The organism is Rhodococcus sp. YL-1 (genome assembly GCF_001942025.1).
Lineage (GTDB): Bacteria > Actinomycetota > Actinomycetes > Mycobacteriales > Mycobacteriaceae > Rhodococcus_F > Rhodococcus_F qingshengii.
The window spans coordinates 349,079-364,119 of record NZ_CP017299.1 but is presented as its reverse complement, the minus strand read 5'-3'; the positions used below and the strand labels follow the sequence as shown (position 1 = coordinate 364,119).

Here is a 15,041-nt window from a genome sequence, read left to right as displayed (position 1 = left end):
ATAGTTGGCAAACGGTGTCGGAGTTCTCGAGTACCGTGCTTCTAGGTCGGTTCGTGAGGAAGGGTGCTGTGACGTCGTCGCGGAGCATGGTGGGTTTGTTTGCCGGTATCGGTGGTCTCGAGTTGGGGCTCTCGGAACATGGGTGGAACACCGAACTGCTGTGTGAAATCGATCCGGGCGCGCAGGCAGTTCTCCGTTCGCGTTTCGCCGACGTGCCGTTGCACGGTGACGTCACCAAACTTCGCGCGCTGCCCAGTGACATCGAATTGGTGGCCGCAGGTTTCCCCTGCCAGGACCTCTCTCAGGCCGGCAAAACGGCAGGCATCACCGGCGCACGCTCAGGCCTGGTGGACGAGGTGTTCCGTCTGGTCAAGCGTAAGAGGGGCCCGCGCTGGCTGTTGATCGAGAACGTTCCGTTCATGCTCCAGCTCGGCAAGGGCGCCGCCATGCGGCACATCACCGACGCCCTCGAAGACCTCGGATACACCTGGGCGTACCGGGTGGTCGACGCCCGCGCCTTCGGACTCCCCCAGCGTCGCCAGCGAGTCATCATGCTTGCCTCGCGCACAGACGATCCCCGCGAAATCCTGTTCGGCCAGGACGCCGGCGAGCGCCTGGGTGGCGATCCCGCGGACTACCCCTGCGGCTTCTACTGGACCGAAGGCACTCGCGGTCTCGGATGGGCCGTCAATGCCGTGCCGACGCTCAAGGGCGGCTCGTCCGTCGGCATCCCCAGTCAGCCGGCAGTCCGGTTGCCGTCAGGTGAGATCGTCACTCCCGGTCTAGTCGATGCCGAGCGACTGCAGGGTTTCGATCCCGACTGGACGCTGCCGTCCGTCGAGGTTCCCGGCCTACGCCACAGCCATCGCTGGAAGCTCGTCGGCAATGCCGTGAGCGTGCGGATGGCGTCGTGGGTCGGTGGCCGGTTGAGCGATCCCATCGAATACGACGCCGCGGGCGAGACGCCACTCGAACCGGGCGACGCCTGGCCGAGTGCGGCCTGGGGCCGTAACCGCCAGGCCTTCCGCGTCCATACCTCGACCTGGCCGGTCCAGTACGACTACGAGGATCTGAGCGGCTTCCTCGAAGACACGCGGTTGCTGTCGGCTCGGGCCACCGCCGGCTTCCTCAAGCGCGCGCGCATGGGCAATCTTCGGTTCATCCCCGGTTTCATCGAGGACGTCGAAAGCCATCTCGAGCGGATGGGCGGATACCCCGAGGCCGCAGCATGACGGACTCGCTGTTCCCCGAACCGGAAACGCTGTTTTCCGAGCCGGAACACGAACCACTGTGGAGTGCACTGCAACTCGCGGGCGACAAGCCCCCGGCCGACGCCGATCGCGGCGAGAAGAAGAACTACGCCCAGCGACTGTCCAATCAACTGGCACAGACGGTGGCCGACGCTCTGCGTCCGCTGTATCCCAACATCACCCCGACGGCGTCCGGTGAAGGCCAGGAGGCAACAGTCGATGTCGCCAAGGGCCGAAAGCGCTTGGATGTCAAGGCACTCGACCCCACTCTCGGCCTGATCCTCTGCGTTTCCATCAAGACGTACAACTTCCAGGACTACAGTCCCCGCAGCGGCAAGCTGGGACGGTGGACCAAGAACATCGTCCGCAACGACCACGAATTGCGTGGCGAGGCAATGGTTCTGCATCAGCGTCAGCCGTACAGCGTGTTGGTCGCCGTCATGTTCGAGCCGTACGCCACGTGCGACGACGGCGACCCGACCAAGACCAGCGACACCGGCAAATCCTCTTTTGCACACCACGTCACGACGCTCTCGAAGCGCTCGGGCCGAGGCAAGCGCGCGGTGGTCGGCGTTCCGGGAAAGGCCTGGGTGGATCTCGGCGCCGAGGACACCCGCTACGACCTCTTCGAGAAGGTCTACATCGGACTCTACGAACCCGATGGTGCAGTCCGGTTCTTCGACGTCGACGAGCCGCCGCCGCGCAACGGCCGCCCCACCGAAGCTCAGACGCTCTCGTTCACCGACTTCGTGACCGTCGTGCACGGTGAAGTGGAGCGTCGCAACAGGTTTGCGCCTACCTGGTCCGATCCCGAAGACAGCGAAGATTCCGACGGCTGAGGGAACCACGGTGCCTGCGACGGATCCTGCCACCAGCGCTCGGATGAGCGCTCAGCGTCGGCGCGACACCAAACCCGAAATCGCACTTCGACGCGAGCTGCATCGACGCGGACTCCGGTACTTCGTGGATCGGGCGCCGATCAAAGGTGTTCGCCGACGGGCCGATCTGGTATTTCCACGCCGCAAAGTCGCGGTGTTCGTGGACGGATGCTTCTGGCACAGCTGCCCGCAGCATGCGACGTTTCCCAAGAACAACGCGCAGTGGTGGACGGACAAGTTGGCCGCCAACGTGGTTCGAGACCGCGACACCGATGCACGTCTGGCAGAGCAGGGTTGGACCGTCATCCGCATCTGGGAGCACGAAGATCCGCTGGTAGCGGCCGAACGCGTCCAGAAAGCCCTGCTCGGTCCGTAAGCTCGATTTCGTGAAGGAACGCAACGTTGCGCGGTGGGGTTTGGTGGCTGCGCTGGCTCTGGGCGGAATCGTCTACTCGTCGTGGATTCTCGAATTCTTCCTGGACACCGGCCTCGACCCGGTGACATCGTTCCTCAGCGAACTCGATGCCGAGAACCAGAAATACCGCGATGTCTTCGGTAACGCCGATGTCCTGTCCGCAATCTTGATGTTGATCTCCGGAGCGCTGGGTCTGCTGATCACGCCCCGGCGAAGGCTCTACGTCACGGGCTGGATTGCGCTGGCGTTGTTCGGCATCGCGACCATCGCCGACGCGTCGTTCCCCCTCGAATGCTCGGGCGAGGGTTGCCCGTCGAGCGCACCCGACGGTCTACTTCCGCAGCTCCACCATGTTCACGCGTTGACGAGCAGCGTGGCGGTCTTCGCGATCTTCACCGCGATGATCGCATTCACCGTGGGAGCGTTCAGGTATCGCGAGCACCCTTCTTTGCGGACGACGGGTCTGACCATTCTGATCCTGACTTCCCTTGCGACGGTGTGGATGTTGACGACCAACAGCATCGAAGTCTCCGGCGGCGGTAATCTCGGACTGGGTATCGCTCAACGTGCGCAGGTGCTGGGAATGTCGTTGTGGTTGTGCACCCTGGCATTTGCGATGTCGAGGCCGCCATCCACCGGGCTCCCGGCGTCGCCGCGCTGACAGGTTTTCCGGCAAGCGATTCGGGCGATCCTGGAACTACAACTGAAAATGGCTGCCCCGAACTAGCGAAGGTGTGCCCATGTCTCTCGCGTCGTCGTTATTCGCCCATCCGCACCAGGCGTTCACTGCTGGTTTCTATCGCAACGAGTCCTTCGACTTCGAGCTACGAGTCGTTCTCGGGCAAGCCACCTTCGGCGCGGCAGATACCGGCGAAGTGCTCTCGGCCATCGCTCACGTCGGCGAGAAGGACCTCGAAGGCTGGTACGAGGCCTGGTTCGACCTCGGCACACGGGTATTCGGGCAGGCCGATGAGGCAGCCGAGGCCGGGCATTCGCGAAGCGCGTCCAACGCGTACCTGCGGGCGGCGTCGTACTTCGGTGTGGCGATCAACGCCGTCGACGGTCTCAGCGACGATTCGGTTCTGGTCCCCACTTTCAAACGTCACCGACAGGCGTGGGACCGCTTCGTCGACACCACCGCCCAGCCCGTCGAACGCGTCCGGATCCCTTACGAGGACACCTACCTGCCCGGGTACTTCTTCCGGCCGCCCGGGGACGTGCGACGGCCGACTTTGATCATGGTGAACGGTAGCGACGGCCCGATCAGCGGGCTGTGGGGCAGCGGCGGTGCCGGGGCGCTCGAGCGGGGCTACAACGTGTTGATGTTCGACGGTCCCGGTCAGCAGTCGATGCTCTTCGAGCGCAACATCCCGTTCCGTCACGACTGGGAAGCCGTCATCACGCCCGTCGTCGACTATCTCGTGGACCGGCCGGACGTCGATGCGTCGAAGCTGGCGATGTACGGGATCAGTCAGGGCGGGTACTGGGTGCCCCAGTCGTTGGCGTTCGAGCATCGGATCGCGGCAGCGATCGCCGATCCGGGGGTCGTGGACGTGGCCGCGTCGTGGCTCGCCCATATCCCCAAGAACATGCAGAAGCTGCTCGACGAGGGGAAGTCGGAGGCCTTCGACCGCGACATGGCGATAGGGCTGGGGATGAAATTCTCGAAGGACAGCGCCCGGATCTGGCGTTTCCGAGCGCGTCCGTATCTCGCCGACGGCTACTACAACACTCTCGCCGAGGTTCGGAAGTACCACCTCGAACACGTCGCCGGCTCGATCTCCACTCCCCTGCTCATCACCGATCCGGAAGGCGAGCAATTCTGGCCCGGTCAATCCAAGCGGCTTGCCGCCCTATCCGGCGGACCGACGTCGGTGGTTCCCTTCACCGCTGCCGAGGGCGCGAACTTCCACTGCCAGCCCATGGCGAGGCGTCTGACGGATCAGCGGATGTTCGACTGGCTCGACGAGCAGTTGGATCTCTGAATCAGGCCCTCGAATCAACGATCGAATGATGGCGTATTTGCTGTGCGCTCGATGGAGTTCGGCATTCGTCGGGTATCAATCTGTGGAAGCGTGCGAGTGTGCCTACCTATCACGACTATGTGTGGATTCAGCAGTACCTCAACACGAGCCTGTCTCTCGGGTACTGCGCTGCACTCATCCCTCGGTCCACTCCCGCACAGGTGTTGAGTACCCTCGGCGCCGACGAGAACACACAATCGGAGGCAATCGGGATCGCCGAACTCGGCGAGGTGATGTCCGATCTCACTGAACAGCCCGAGACAGCCGGGGCTGGGCAGGTAGTCGCAGTCGCGGCGGTGGGCGACGACAGCACACTGTTGATGCAGATCAACGGCGGTTCCTTCGCTATCTCGGAAGAATTGATGCGGCCCCTTCTATCCGATCGCGAGGTGGCTTCGCACTATCTCAGCGTCAATGCCGACAGCCAGTTCATCTGGTGGTCGAACGGCACACGCGTGGCTGAATTCGAACTCTTCGGATCCAGCCCGGTGGTCGGGGACGATCGGATGGTGGATTTGATTCTCGATGTCGGCGGAATCGGAATCGACGATGACGCCCAAGGCTATGCAGGTGAGCATGCGTTGGAGGGCGCCTTTGCTCTCGCCGAGCAGATCACCGGCGTCGCAGTCCCCGCCTCGCTATTCGTGGAAGGCCAATTTATGGTGGCCGTTGTCCCCAAGTCAGGACAGTCCCCCTCGGCAGATGTGCCATCTGAGGCTTCTCCGCGAAAGTCGCCCGCTGCGTGGAGCGAGGTAGCGCGACGTTACAAAGCGGCGGAACGGATTCCGCTACATGGGGTGATGTTCCGCGGGCGACCCCCCGGCGGTCGTCCCTCCGTGCGACTCGAATTCTGGTTCAAGCCGCGCACCTGCATCCGTCTCGAAGACGAGCAGGGAGTGCTGTTTCTGCAGAACCGACAGAAGCAGACGTGGTTCCGCACCGACGGGGTCCTCGAACGACGAAACGGCGGATACAGTCTCGACATCCATATCGAACAACTTCTCCAGATACACAGAACCTGGCCGTACACACCTTTCGCCGACCTACGCCCACCCGACACGACAGGGCGGGAAGTAGAGGTCGACGGGCGGAGAGCGTGGGAATTCGCGATGCCACCGGATTGGGCCGGCCGTGATGCCACGGTGGCGTTCGACGCGGAAACCGGGATCCCTTTGCGGTGGGCGGACCGAACGGGCAGCCATGAGATATCGGCGCTGGAAACCGGTATCGACGTCGACGACGGCTTTTTCTCCGGCCCCTGATAATCGAAGCAAGCGAAGCGTCTGACGGATCAGCGGATGTTCGACTGGCTCGACGAGCAGTTGGATCTCTGAATCAGGACACTTTCTCTTTCTTCGACAACAGAGTGGCAATCATCGGCAACAGCAGAACCGTGATCGCCCCGGCCGCGACAAGAATCGACGCGTTGTCCGAGGACATCTGATGCGCGTCGACGGCCGCGCCCGTGACCGCCACGATCATGGGCAGGCCGGTAGCCCCGTACAACGCGACTTGCGCACTTTCGCGCGTGGTGAAGGGTGGTTCGACCTTCTCGAACTTGGTCACGAAGAACACCGGCACGCCCCGGACGACAACGATCAGGATCAAAAACGCAGTCAGTATGCCGGGACTGGCGGCGACCGCCGAGACGTCGATCGCCATGCCTGAAGTGATGAAGAAAATCGGGATGAGGAACCCGAAGGCGATCCCGTCGAGCTTGATCTCGAGGCGCTCGTCGCCCTCTGGCATCAATCGCCGCAGGATGAAGCCGGCCGCAAATGCACCGAGAATGACGTCGAGTGAGAACACGGCCGACAGCACTCCGAGGCTGACCAACAACAGAACGGTGAGGCGGACCGTCGTCTGCGCCGTCGTGTCCGCCCCTGCCCGCACCAGGCGATGTGTCCACGAGCCTTCGTGAATCAGCTTGCCGGGCAGCACCGCAACGATGACAGCGATCAAGGCGAAGACGGCAAGAACGATCAGCGACAGTACGGCACCACGGGCACTCAGCAGCACCGCCATCGCGACGACCGGCCCGAGCTCGCCGACGGCCCCGTGGTTGAGGACGGTCTTACCCAAGCGTGTGTCGAGGAGTTTGTTGTCCTTGAGGATCGGCAGCAGCGTGCCCAGAGCGGTCGACGTCATCGCGATGGCAACAGCGGCTTCGGCGGAGATCACGTTCCTCATGCCAAGCAGCGCGACCACCGTGAACGCCAGCGCGAGGCAGAACAGCCACGTGTAGAGCGCTCGACGTCCGCCGCGCCCACTGAGTTCCTGTCGGTCGATCTCGTAGCCGGCGAGCAGGAACAGCATGCCGAGGCCGAGTTCGCGCAGGATGCCGACCGCTTCGCTGTCAGCTGCGATGTTGAGGGCGAACGGCCCGACCACTGCGCCCGCGACCAGTAGCAACACCACTTCGGGAACCAGTCGACGCGGGATCAGGCCCGCGACTATCGGCGCAATGGCCGCGATCAGCGCAATCCAGAACAGCGATGAGGCAATTGAAGGCACGGATCATTATCGGACATAGGTGACGGATCTGCGCTCAGTACAGGTACTTGCGGTACGCCTCTTGTCTGGCGGGTGCGAGGTCCTCGACGCGCAGGCTGTGTTGCTCCGCCATCATGTCGCGCAGACTCGGCACCTCATCGGATGCGGGCCACGTCGACGGATCCCACAGCTTCGCCCGCAAAATTGCTCTCGCGCAATGCAGATACGCCTCGTCGATCTGCACGATCACCGCAAGCTGTGCAGGCTTGCCGTTCATCGCCATCGAATCCAACAGATCAGGATCGGTGGACAGAGTCGCCGTGCCGTTGACGCGCACGATCTCGTCGTGCCCGGGCGCGAGAAAGAGGATCCCCACGTGAGGATTCTCGATCATGTTCCGGTACGAGTCAGCGCGCCGGTTGCCCGGACGATCCGGGAGCACGAGCGTCTTCTCGTCGGGAAACAGAACCTGACTGACCAGGTCTCCACGCGGCGAGCAGTCGCAATTTCCGGCCGCATCGGATGTCGCGAGCACAAAAAACCGTGCCTGCTCGATGAATTCACGGATCAACGGAGTCGTGTGAGCGGTCTGCTTCTCCATGATCGTCGGATGGGGCTGTCCGAGAATCGCATTGAGTTGTTCCACGGATTCGATCCGCCCGCCCGGGGCGTTCGACGCCGTCACGTCGACACGTCGTCGAGCACGTGGTGGCGCCCGAGCGGCAACACCAACGGCTTACCCGACATGGGGTCGGGGATGATTCGGCTCTCGAGACCGAACACGGTGCGGACGTTGTCGCTCGTGAGCACCTCGGCAGGATCACCCGCCGCGTAGACCCGGCGATCGGCCATGGCGACGAGGTAGTCGGCGTAGCGGGCGGCGAGATTGAGATCGTGCAGAACCATGACAATCGTTGTACCCCGAGTCCGGTTCAGGTCGGTGAGCAGGTCCAAGACCTCAACCTGGTGGCTCACGTCCAAGAAGGTGGTCGGCTCGTCGAGTAGAAGCAGATCGGTTTGTTGGGCGAGCGCCATCGCAATCCACACACGTTGGCGCTGACCACCGGAAAGCTCGTCCACCGATCGCTCGGCCAATCCGGTTGTGTCCGTGGCCGCAAGCGCCTCGGCGACGGCTGCGTCATCCTCGCGGCTCCACCTCGACAGCACCCGCTGATGTGGATGACGACCACGGCCGACGAGATCGGCGACAACTATCCCTTCCGGTGCGATCGGTGACTGCGGCAGCAGACCGAGCGTGCGAGCGAGCTTCTTCGCAGGCAGGCGATGAACATCCTTGCCGTCCAACAGAACATGACCGCTTCGGGGACTGAGTAGCCGCGACATCGACCGCAGCAGTGTCGATTTGCCGCACGCGTTGGCGCCCACGATGGTCGTGATCTTTCCCGGCGGCACCGCGAGGTCGAGCGATTCGACGACGGTCCGTCCTCCGTAACCGAGTTCGAGGTTTTCGACAGTCAGAGAGTGGGATTCGGTCACAGCGAACCTCCCGTTCGGTTGGAGCGAATGATGAGGTAGACAAGATACGGCGCTCCCAGCGCACCGGTCACCACGCCAACGGGGTAGCGGGTGCCGAAGGCGTACTGTCCGCAGAAATCGGCGACGAGCACCAGCAGCGCTCCGACCAGCGCCGACGGAATCAAAAGTGATGTTCCCGGACCGACGATGCGGGCGGCGATGGGCCCTGACAGAAATGCGACGAAGGCGATGGGCCCCGCAGCGGCAGTGGCAAAGGCGATGAGTCCGACGGCCGCAATGATCGTCAGAATGCGCGTTCGTTCCACTCTGACGCCGAGCGCTTGTGCTGCGTCGTCACCGAGCTGGCTGGTCGAAAGGTTGCGCGATTGGCTCAGCAGCACCGGTCCGAGGACAACCAGCGCCAGGAGTACGGGAACCGTCGAACCCCAGTTGGCACCGTTGAGACTGCCGGTGAGCCAACGCATCGTCTCCTGCAGATCCCATGCGGCGGCGGTACTGAGAAGGTAGGCGGTGACGCTGTCGAGCATCGCGGCGATGCCGATACCGATCAGTATGAGCCGAGTGCCCGCCACACCGTCCCGGAAAGACAGAACGTAGATCAAGACTGCGACGCCCAGACCGACGGCGATAGCAAAAACCGATACCTGTGAACCGCCGAGTGAAAGCGAGATGATCGCGAAAGCCGCTGCAGCGCTTGCGCCGGAGCTGATTCCGATGATGTCGGGGCTCGCGAGCGGGTTGCGCAGCATCGTCTGGAACGTGATGCCGCCCAAGCCGAAACAGATTCCGGCGACCACAGCGAGGACAGCGCGAGGCAGACGGAGGCGACCGACGGTGAACGAGGCACCAGGCACGTTCTCCCCCAGCACGACGCGAAGCACATCTGACGGCGGGTAGAAGGTTTTTCCCACCATCAGAGTGACCGCGAAAGAGGCGACGGCGAGGACCGTCAGCACGGCAATCACGATGCGGCGGCGTCTACCTCGTCGGATACGGCTTGCTCCGACTGCGTCGACCTCGACTTCGGGAGTAACGAATGTAGTGGTCACAGCTCACGTATCTTCTGACGGCGGACGATATAGATGAAGAAGGGCGCTCCGATGAGCGCGGTGATGATGCCGACGTCGATTTCGCTCGGCCGGGCGACAATTCGTCCGAGAATGTCGGCGGCGACGAGAAGGCCGGCACCTGTCAGCGCAGAAAACGGTAGTAGCCAACGGTTGTCGATACCGATCAGCAGGCGGCACAGATGCGGGACAACCAAACCGACGAAGCCGATCGGTCCGGCAATGGCAGTGGCTGCACCGCAGAGCAACACTGCACCGAGCGCTGCCACTGCACGAACCACCGCGACGCGTTCGCCGAGACCTGACGCAACCTCGTCGCCGAGCGCAAGAGAGTTGAGACTGCGCGCTGACAGCAGACAGATCACGAAGCCGACAATGAGGAAAGGCAGACCCTGCCGGATCACCTCGAAACTCGCGCCACCGACGCCGCCGATCTGCCACGAACGAATGTTGCCCGCAATATCGTTTCGCGGCAGCATGATCGCAGTGATGAACGAAGCAAACGCAGCCGATGTTGCGGCCCCGGCGAGAGCCAACTTGAGTGGGGTGGCTCCACCTCGCCCGAATGACCCGACCACGTAGACGAACAACGCCGCCCCGGCTGCACCGAGTACGGCCACCCAGATCATGCTGGTCTGGGTCCACAGTCCGAACCATGCCATTCCGATCACCACGGCGAGCGAAGCGCCCATGTTGACGCCCAGGATTCCGGGATCCGCCAAAGGGTTTCGGGTGATCCCCTGCATCACTGCGCCGGCAAGACCGAGCGCAGCTCCCACGATTATCGCGAGCACCGTCCGCGGAATGCGCTTGGCAATCGCACCCTGACCGATGTTGTCCGTTGAACCGCCTAGTGCGGCAACGATATCGGACCAGTCGACCTCACGAGAGCCGATGACGATCGAGGCGCACATGAGCACCGCGAGGACAACGAGAAGGGCGATCAGCCACAGCGAATTGCCGAACGTCGGGCGCCGCGTATCGCGAGCGCCCGACGTCGAATCCTGCGAGGTTACAGTCACTCCGACTTTCCAGCGGCCCCGGCGAGCAGATCGACGTAGTCGCCGAGTACCCACGAAATTGCGAGTGGAGTCGGGTTGGCCGCCGTTCCCATCGGCCCGGTTCCATTGAGGAACACGATCGCGTTGTTGGCGACGGCAGGCATCTGCGAGAGCAGCGGGTCAGCCTTGAGTGCGTCGACAAGTGCCTGGTCACCGTAGGTGACGATCAGTTCGACGTCGTCGAAGACGTCCACACGCTCCGCACTGACCTTCTTCGAGAACTCACCACCCGTCGAGGCGTCGGCAACGCTCTTCGGCGTCGAAAGTCCGAGGTCCTCGAAGAACGCGGCGCGCGTGTCGTTCGCCGTGTAGAAGCTGACCTGGCTCAGATCAGCGGTGTCGACGTGCGTCAGGAACATGGTTGCCTTGCCTGCAAGCTGCGGATGCGCGGCAACCTCGTCGGCGATCTCCTTCTCGATGGTGGAGATCAGTTCCTGCCCTTCGGATTCCATGCCGAGGCCCATGCTGTTGAACTTGATGACGTCACGCCACGACGTCGCCCACGGCCCCTCGGGGTATGCCACGACCGGAGCGATCTCACTGAGAGTGTCGTAGTCCTCCTGCGTCAATCCGGAGTATGCGGCAAGAATGACATCAGGGTTCGTATCGGAGACGGCTTCGAAGTCGATGCCGTCGGTCTCGTCGAAGAGCACCGGCGGCTTCGCGCCAAGGTCGTCGAGCTTTTCCTCGACCCACGGCAGCATTCCGTTGCCGTTGTCGTCACCGAAAGTCGCCGCTGCCATTCCGACGGGAACCACGCCGAGAGCAAGGGGCACTTCGTGATTGGCCCAGGCAACGGTGGCAACTCGCTCCGGCTTGGCGTCGATCGTCGTAGTTCCGAAAGCGTGCTCGATCGTGACAGGGAAGGAGCTGGATCCGCTTCCGGCGCTGCCGCCGTCGGCGGTCTCCGAGGAGTCGGAACTGCAAGCTGTCATGCCGAGGGCGACTGCGACCGCTGCTGCGGCCACCGCCAAGAAGCGTTTTGAACGCATGAAAACAGAACTCTCTCGAGAAGGGGTACGGCCCTCAACCCGGCTCAATCAGGCACTTAGGTGAGGTTTGCCTAAACCGTATACGGGAGGGCAATGTGGCGCAATCGCGTGTTTGGGACACCCCGTGTAGCGATCGAGACAAGGTGTGATGGCCGATCAGCTAGCCCGGAACATCCCTGGTGTAGCGCCTGTAGTGCGCCGGAATGCCGCCCCAAATGCGCTGGTCGAGTGGTAGCCCACACGCTCGGCAACCTCTTGTAGATCCAAGCCGTGGGCAAGAAGGGTCACCGCTCGTTGGGCGCGCACAGCCGAGACCCACTGCCCGAAACTCATCCCGGTCTCCGACCGAAATACCCGGGTGATGGTTCGCGGGCTGACACCGAGGAGCCTTGCCCAGTCGGACAGCGTTCGCATGTCACTCGGATCGTCACCGATCGCATCGACGATGGGTTGCAGAAGTGGCGAGTCCGGCACCAGCACCAGCAACTCGTTCGGCGACGGTGCCAGCACGTCGATCACCATCTGCTCCGTGAGCGAGCGCGAAGGAGCTCCGAGTGACTCGTCTGCCAGTCGCTCGAGGAGGTTCCGCAGCAGCGGAGTGACCTCGATCGCCACCGGCACGTCGGACAGAGAAGGAACCGATGCGATGTCGAGCTGAGCGGCGCGATACCAGGTGCCGGCCGGCGCGATCGCCGAGTGCAGGACGCCGGCGGGCATCCACAGACCGACGGTCGGCGTAATGGTCCACGTGCGCGATCCCACCGTGGCGCTCGACGCTCCCCGCTCGTTCCACAACAATTCGTGAGTCGGGTGCGAGTGCGCATCCCACCGGGTCTCGCGGGAGACAAGTTCGTCCATGCCCGCAATGACAAAGGGCACCTCGACCGCCCCGGCCGAGTAGACCGGGAGCGTCCGACTGTCGACGGTCTCCAACGGGTTCTCCTCGGTTCGCGTGGCTGCTCCGCAGAAAGCATAGGTCGCGGGGATCGGTTGTCGGTTCCCACGATCGCGAGGATCACCGCCCGAAATCGCCGAGGTGACCTCACACACATTCAAGAATTGCGTATGCACCACAACAAAAAGAAGGTCACAGACCTGAAGTCTGTGACCTTCTTTCTTGTGCGCCCGAAGGGATTCGAACCCCTAACCTCTTGATCCGTAGTCAAGTGCTCTATCCGTTGAGCTACGGGCGCATGTTCTGTTGTCTTGCTGGTCTTGCGTGTCTTACCGTCGTAATTTCTATCATTTCTAACCCGCCGGTCAAAATCACCGGCTTGGCGGAGGCGAGAGGATTTGAACCTCCGGTCCCTCGTAAAAGGGACAACTCATTAGCAGTGAGTCCCATTCGGCCGCTCTGGCACGCCTCCCTGGGGGTTCCGATCCTTTCGGACCGCCGGATCGAAAGATTACACACCCTTCGCCACCAAAGGCAAAACGTGTGGTCAGCGGACTGTTTTGTGGACTTACCGCAGGTGGCTGTCGAACCAGTCGAAGATCCGGGTCTGAGCTTCGATGATCGAGGCCGAATCAGGGTCGTCGAGGTCAGCGTCCTCGGACAGCTGTGGCGGCTCGTCCGCCCGGTGAGCCAGTCCGGCGTAGCTGACCACCAGTGTCGCGACGTCGGCCTTCGCGGTCGCTTCCCGGAGCAGAGTCACGTGTTCGCGAGGCGTGCTGGGATCGTCCTCGCCGTACAGCGCCAGCCACGGCGCCTGCAGGGAAGTGGCCGCGTCGACAAGCGCCTGAGCATCCACCGACAAGGCTTCGACGATTCCCCGGGCGGCGACGCTCACCGCGGCGCCGACCGGACGGCTGGTGGCCACGCGCATCGCGGCGGTACCGGCGTCGTCGAATCCGAGCACCCCGATGGTGTCTGCGAGAACTTCGCGTCCGACGAGCCAATCGAGGGTCGCGTCGAAGTCGGCGAAGAGGTTGTCACCGAACACCTCACCCTGCATGTGTTCGGGTTCGCGGTGAAACAGGTGAGGTGCGACGCTCACCCACCCTTCGCCGGCAAGCGCGCACATCAGATTCAGCAGAGCCGGGCTGAACTTCCGGGCTTCATGCAGGACGACGATCCCGCCCCTCGTCGGGCCGTCCGGCTCCACCACGGTCAGCGGAACAGCCGTGGCGACCTCCCCTTCGGCTCCGCGCAGATACGCGGTGGCTCGGAAGATTTCCGACATCTTCTAACTCTGACACGCAGACGGCCGCTACGCACCAAATCAGTGCGCGCATAATCGACTCGTGACCGCACACATTCGCCCTGACCTCGCCTCCATCCCCGCCTACGTTCCCGGACGCAATTTTCCGGGTGCGATCAAGCTGGCGAGCAACGAAACGACAGTAGGGCCGTTGCCCGGTGTGCGTGACGCCGTCGCCGACGCGGTCGCCAATGCCAACCGCTACCCGGACAATGCCGCGGTCGCACTCATCGAGGCGCTGGCCAGCTTCCTGAAAGTCGAGCCGGCCAACGTCGCCGCTGGTTGTGGCTCCGTGACGCTGTGCCAGGAACTCGTGCAGATCACCTGCGATCAGGGTGACGAGGTCATCTACGCGTGGCGTTCGTTCGAGGCGTACCCCGTGGTCACCCAGGTCGGCCATGCCGTCTCGGTCAAGGTTCCGCTGACCGAGGACTTCGGCCACGACCTCGACGCGATGCTGGCCGCGATCACGGATCGCACGCGGTTGATCTTCGTATGCAACCCCAACAACCCGACCGGCAATGCACTGTCGAAGGCAGAGCTCGAGAGCTTCCTCGACGCGGTCCCGGCGCACGTCGTCGTCGCACTCGACGAGGCGTACTTCGAATACTCACGCTCGGACGCCGACGGCATCGAGCTGTTCCGCAGCCGCCCCAACGTGGTTGTTCTGCGCACCTTCTCGAAGGCGTACGGCCTCGCGGGAATCCGCGTGGGTTACGCGGTCGCGGATCCGGAGATCATCGTGGCCCTCGGCAAGGTGCACACCCCGTTCACCGTGAGCGCTGTTGCGCAGGCCGCCGCAATCGCTTCCCTGGCTGCAGCAGACGAACTGCTTGCCCGCACCGAAGGTGTCATCGCCGAGCGGACGCGAGTTCGAACCGCTCTGATCGAAGCCGGGTACACCGTCCCCGAGTCGTCGGCGAACTTCGTCTATCTCCCCCTCGGAGAACTCTCTCCCGCTTTTGCCGAGGCGAGTACCGAAGCGGGCATTCTGATCCGCCAGTACGGCGTCGAGGGCGTCCGGATGACCATCGGCGATCCACACGAGAACGACGCATTCCTCGCTTTCGCTGACACCGACGTCGCGAAGCAGGCCGCGGGCATCGGCGTCACCGCGTGACACTCGATACATAACTGTTACGCCGGGGACTGGAATTCGTTTC

The 15,041-nt window shown here is 63.1% G+C and carries 15 protein-coding genes and 2 tRNA genes; 7 read left to right on the top strand and 10 right to left on the bottom strand.

The features are described 5' to 3' along the window. Window positions 1–86 precede the first annotated feature (86 nt). The 6 genes from BH682_RS01730 to BH682_RS01705 all read left to right on the top strand — a co-directional run bounded on the left by BH682_RS01730 (window position 87) and on the right by BH682_RS01705 (window position 5,829). Complete coding sequence (locus tag BH682_RS01730; protein WP_178377331.1) at window positions 87–1,232, top strand: DNA cytosine methyltransferase; 1,146 nt, start codon at window positions 87–89, stop codon at window positions 1,230–1,232. Continuing rightward, the gene (locus BH682_RS01725) at window positions 1,229–2,089 is read left to right on the top strand and encodes a hypothetical protein (protein ID WP_003943911.1); all 861 of its coding nucleotides are present in this window, start codon (window positions 1,229–1,231) and stop codon (window positions 2,087–2,089) included. The genes BH682_RS01730 and BH682_RS01725 overlap by 4 nt, the downstream gene beginning before the upstream one ends. Before the next feature lie 10 nt (window positions 2,090–2,099). Next, window positions 2,100–2,504: a very short patch repair endonuclease gene (locus tag BH682_RS01720; RefSeq protein ID WP_030535751.1), complete on the top strand. Its 405-nt coding sequence runs from the start codon at window positions 2,100–2,102 to the stop codon at window positions 2,502–2,504. A 10-nt stretch (window positions 2,505–2,514) separates the two neighbouring features. Beyond that, window positions 2,515–3,204 (top strand): DUF998 domain-containing protein, encoded by a 690-nt coding sequence (locus tag BH682_RS01715; RefSeq protein ID WP_075831867.1) that lies wholly within the window; start codon window positions 2,515–2,517, stop codon window positions 3,202–3,204. Window positions 3,205–3,283: 79 nt separating this feature from the next. Continuing rightward, window positions 3,284–4,528, top strand: a complete 1,245-nt coding sequence (locus tag BH682_RS01710) for an alpha/beta hydrolase family protein (protein WP_075831865.1) — start codon at window positions 3,284–3,286, stop codon at window positions 4,526–4,528. 98 nt (window positions 4,529–4,626) lie between these two features. After that, window positions 4,627–5,829 carry a DUF6461 domain-containing protein gene (locus BH682_RS01705; RefSeq protein WP_075831862.1) on the top strand — a complete coding sequence of 401 codons (1,203 nt, stop codon included), beginning with the start codon at window positions 4,627–4,629 and terminating at the stop codon, window positions 5,827–5,829. Between the two features lie 73 nt (window positions 5,830–5,902). On the opposite strand, the gene BH682_RS01700 is transcribed toward BH682_RS01705, so the two are convergent. From BH682_RS01700 to BH682_RS01655, 10 genes are all read right to left on the bottom strand, one after another. Beyond that, window positions 5,903–7,081, bottom strand: coding sequence for a cation:proton antiporter (locus BH682_RS01700; protein WP_075831860.1), 1,179 nt, complete (start codon window positions 7,079–7,081; stop codon window positions 5,903–5,905). Window positions 7,082–7,115: 34 nt separating this feature from the next. After that, the gene (locus BH682_RS01695; RefSeq protein WP_075831858.1) at window positions 7,116–7,745 is read right to left on the bottom strand and encodes a pyridoxamine 5'-phosphate oxidase family protein; all 630 of its coding nucleotides are present in this window, start codon (window positions 7,743–7,745) and stop codon (window positions 7,116–7,118) included. Continuing rightward, entirely contained in the window at window positions 7,742–8,557 is an 816-nt protein-coding gene (locus BH682_RS01690) for an ABC transporter ATP-binding protein (RefSeq protein WP_075831856.1), read from the bottom strand. Before BH682_RS01690 ends, BH682_RS01695 begins: the two co-directional genes overlap by 4 nt. Next, window positions 8,554–9,606, bottom strand: coding sequence for a FecCD family ABC transporter permease (locus BH682_RS01685; protein ID WP_003943885.1), 1,053 nt, complete (start codon window positions 9,604–9,606; stop codon window positions 8,554–8,556). The genes BH682_RS01690 and BH682_RS01685 overlap by 4 nt, the downstream gene beginning before the upstream one ends. Then, window positions 9,603–10,646, bottom strand: coding sequence for a FecCD family ABC transporter permease (locus BH682_RS01680; protein WP_075831854.1), 1,044 nt, complete (start codon window positions 10,644–10,646; stop codon window positions 9,603–9,605). Before BH682_RS01680 ends, BH682_RS01685 begins: the two co-directional genes overlap by 4 nt. Next, window positions 10,643–11,677, bottom strand: a complete 1,035-nt coding sequence (locus tag BH682_RS01675) for an iron-siderophore ABC transporter substrate-binding protein (protein WP_030535759.1) — start codon at window positions 11,675–11,677, stop codon at window positions 10,643–10,645. Before BH682_RS01675 ends, BH682_RS01680 begins: the two co-directional genes overlap by 4 nt. Window positions 11,678–11,833: 156 nt before the next feature. Then, a complete protein-coding gene (locus tag BH682_RS01670; protein WP_007731681.1) occupies window positions 11,834–12,751 on the bottom strand; it encodes a helix-turn-helix domain-containing protein in 918 nt (305 codons plus the stop codon). A 46-nt stretch (window positions 12,752–12,797) separates the two neighbouring features. Further along, window positions 12,798–12,870: transfer RNA gene (locus tag BH682_RS01665), tRNA-Arg, on the bottom strand. 82 nt (window positions 12,871–12,952) lie between these two features. Next, a tRNA-Ser gene (locus BH682_RS01660) sits at window positions 12,953–13,044 on the bottom strand. A gap of 96 nt (window positions 13,045–13,140) precedes the next feature. Beyond that, complete coding sequence (locus BH682_RS01655; protein ID WP_075831852.1) at window positions 13,141–13,860, bottom strand: dienelactone hydrolase family protein; 720 nt, start codon at window positions 13,858–13,860, stop codon at window positions 13,141–13,143. 61 nt (window positions 13,861–13,921) lie between these two features. Here BH682_RS01655 and hisC point away from each other — a divergent pair, with 61 nt between their 5' ends. Then, window positions 13,922–14,998, top strand: coding sequence for a histidinol-phosphate transaminase (hisC, locus tag BH682_RS01650; RefSeq protein WP_064073569.1), 1,077 nt, complete (start codon window positions 13,922–13,924; stop codon window positions 14,996–14,998). Window positions 14,999–15,041 lie beyond the last annotated feature (43 nt).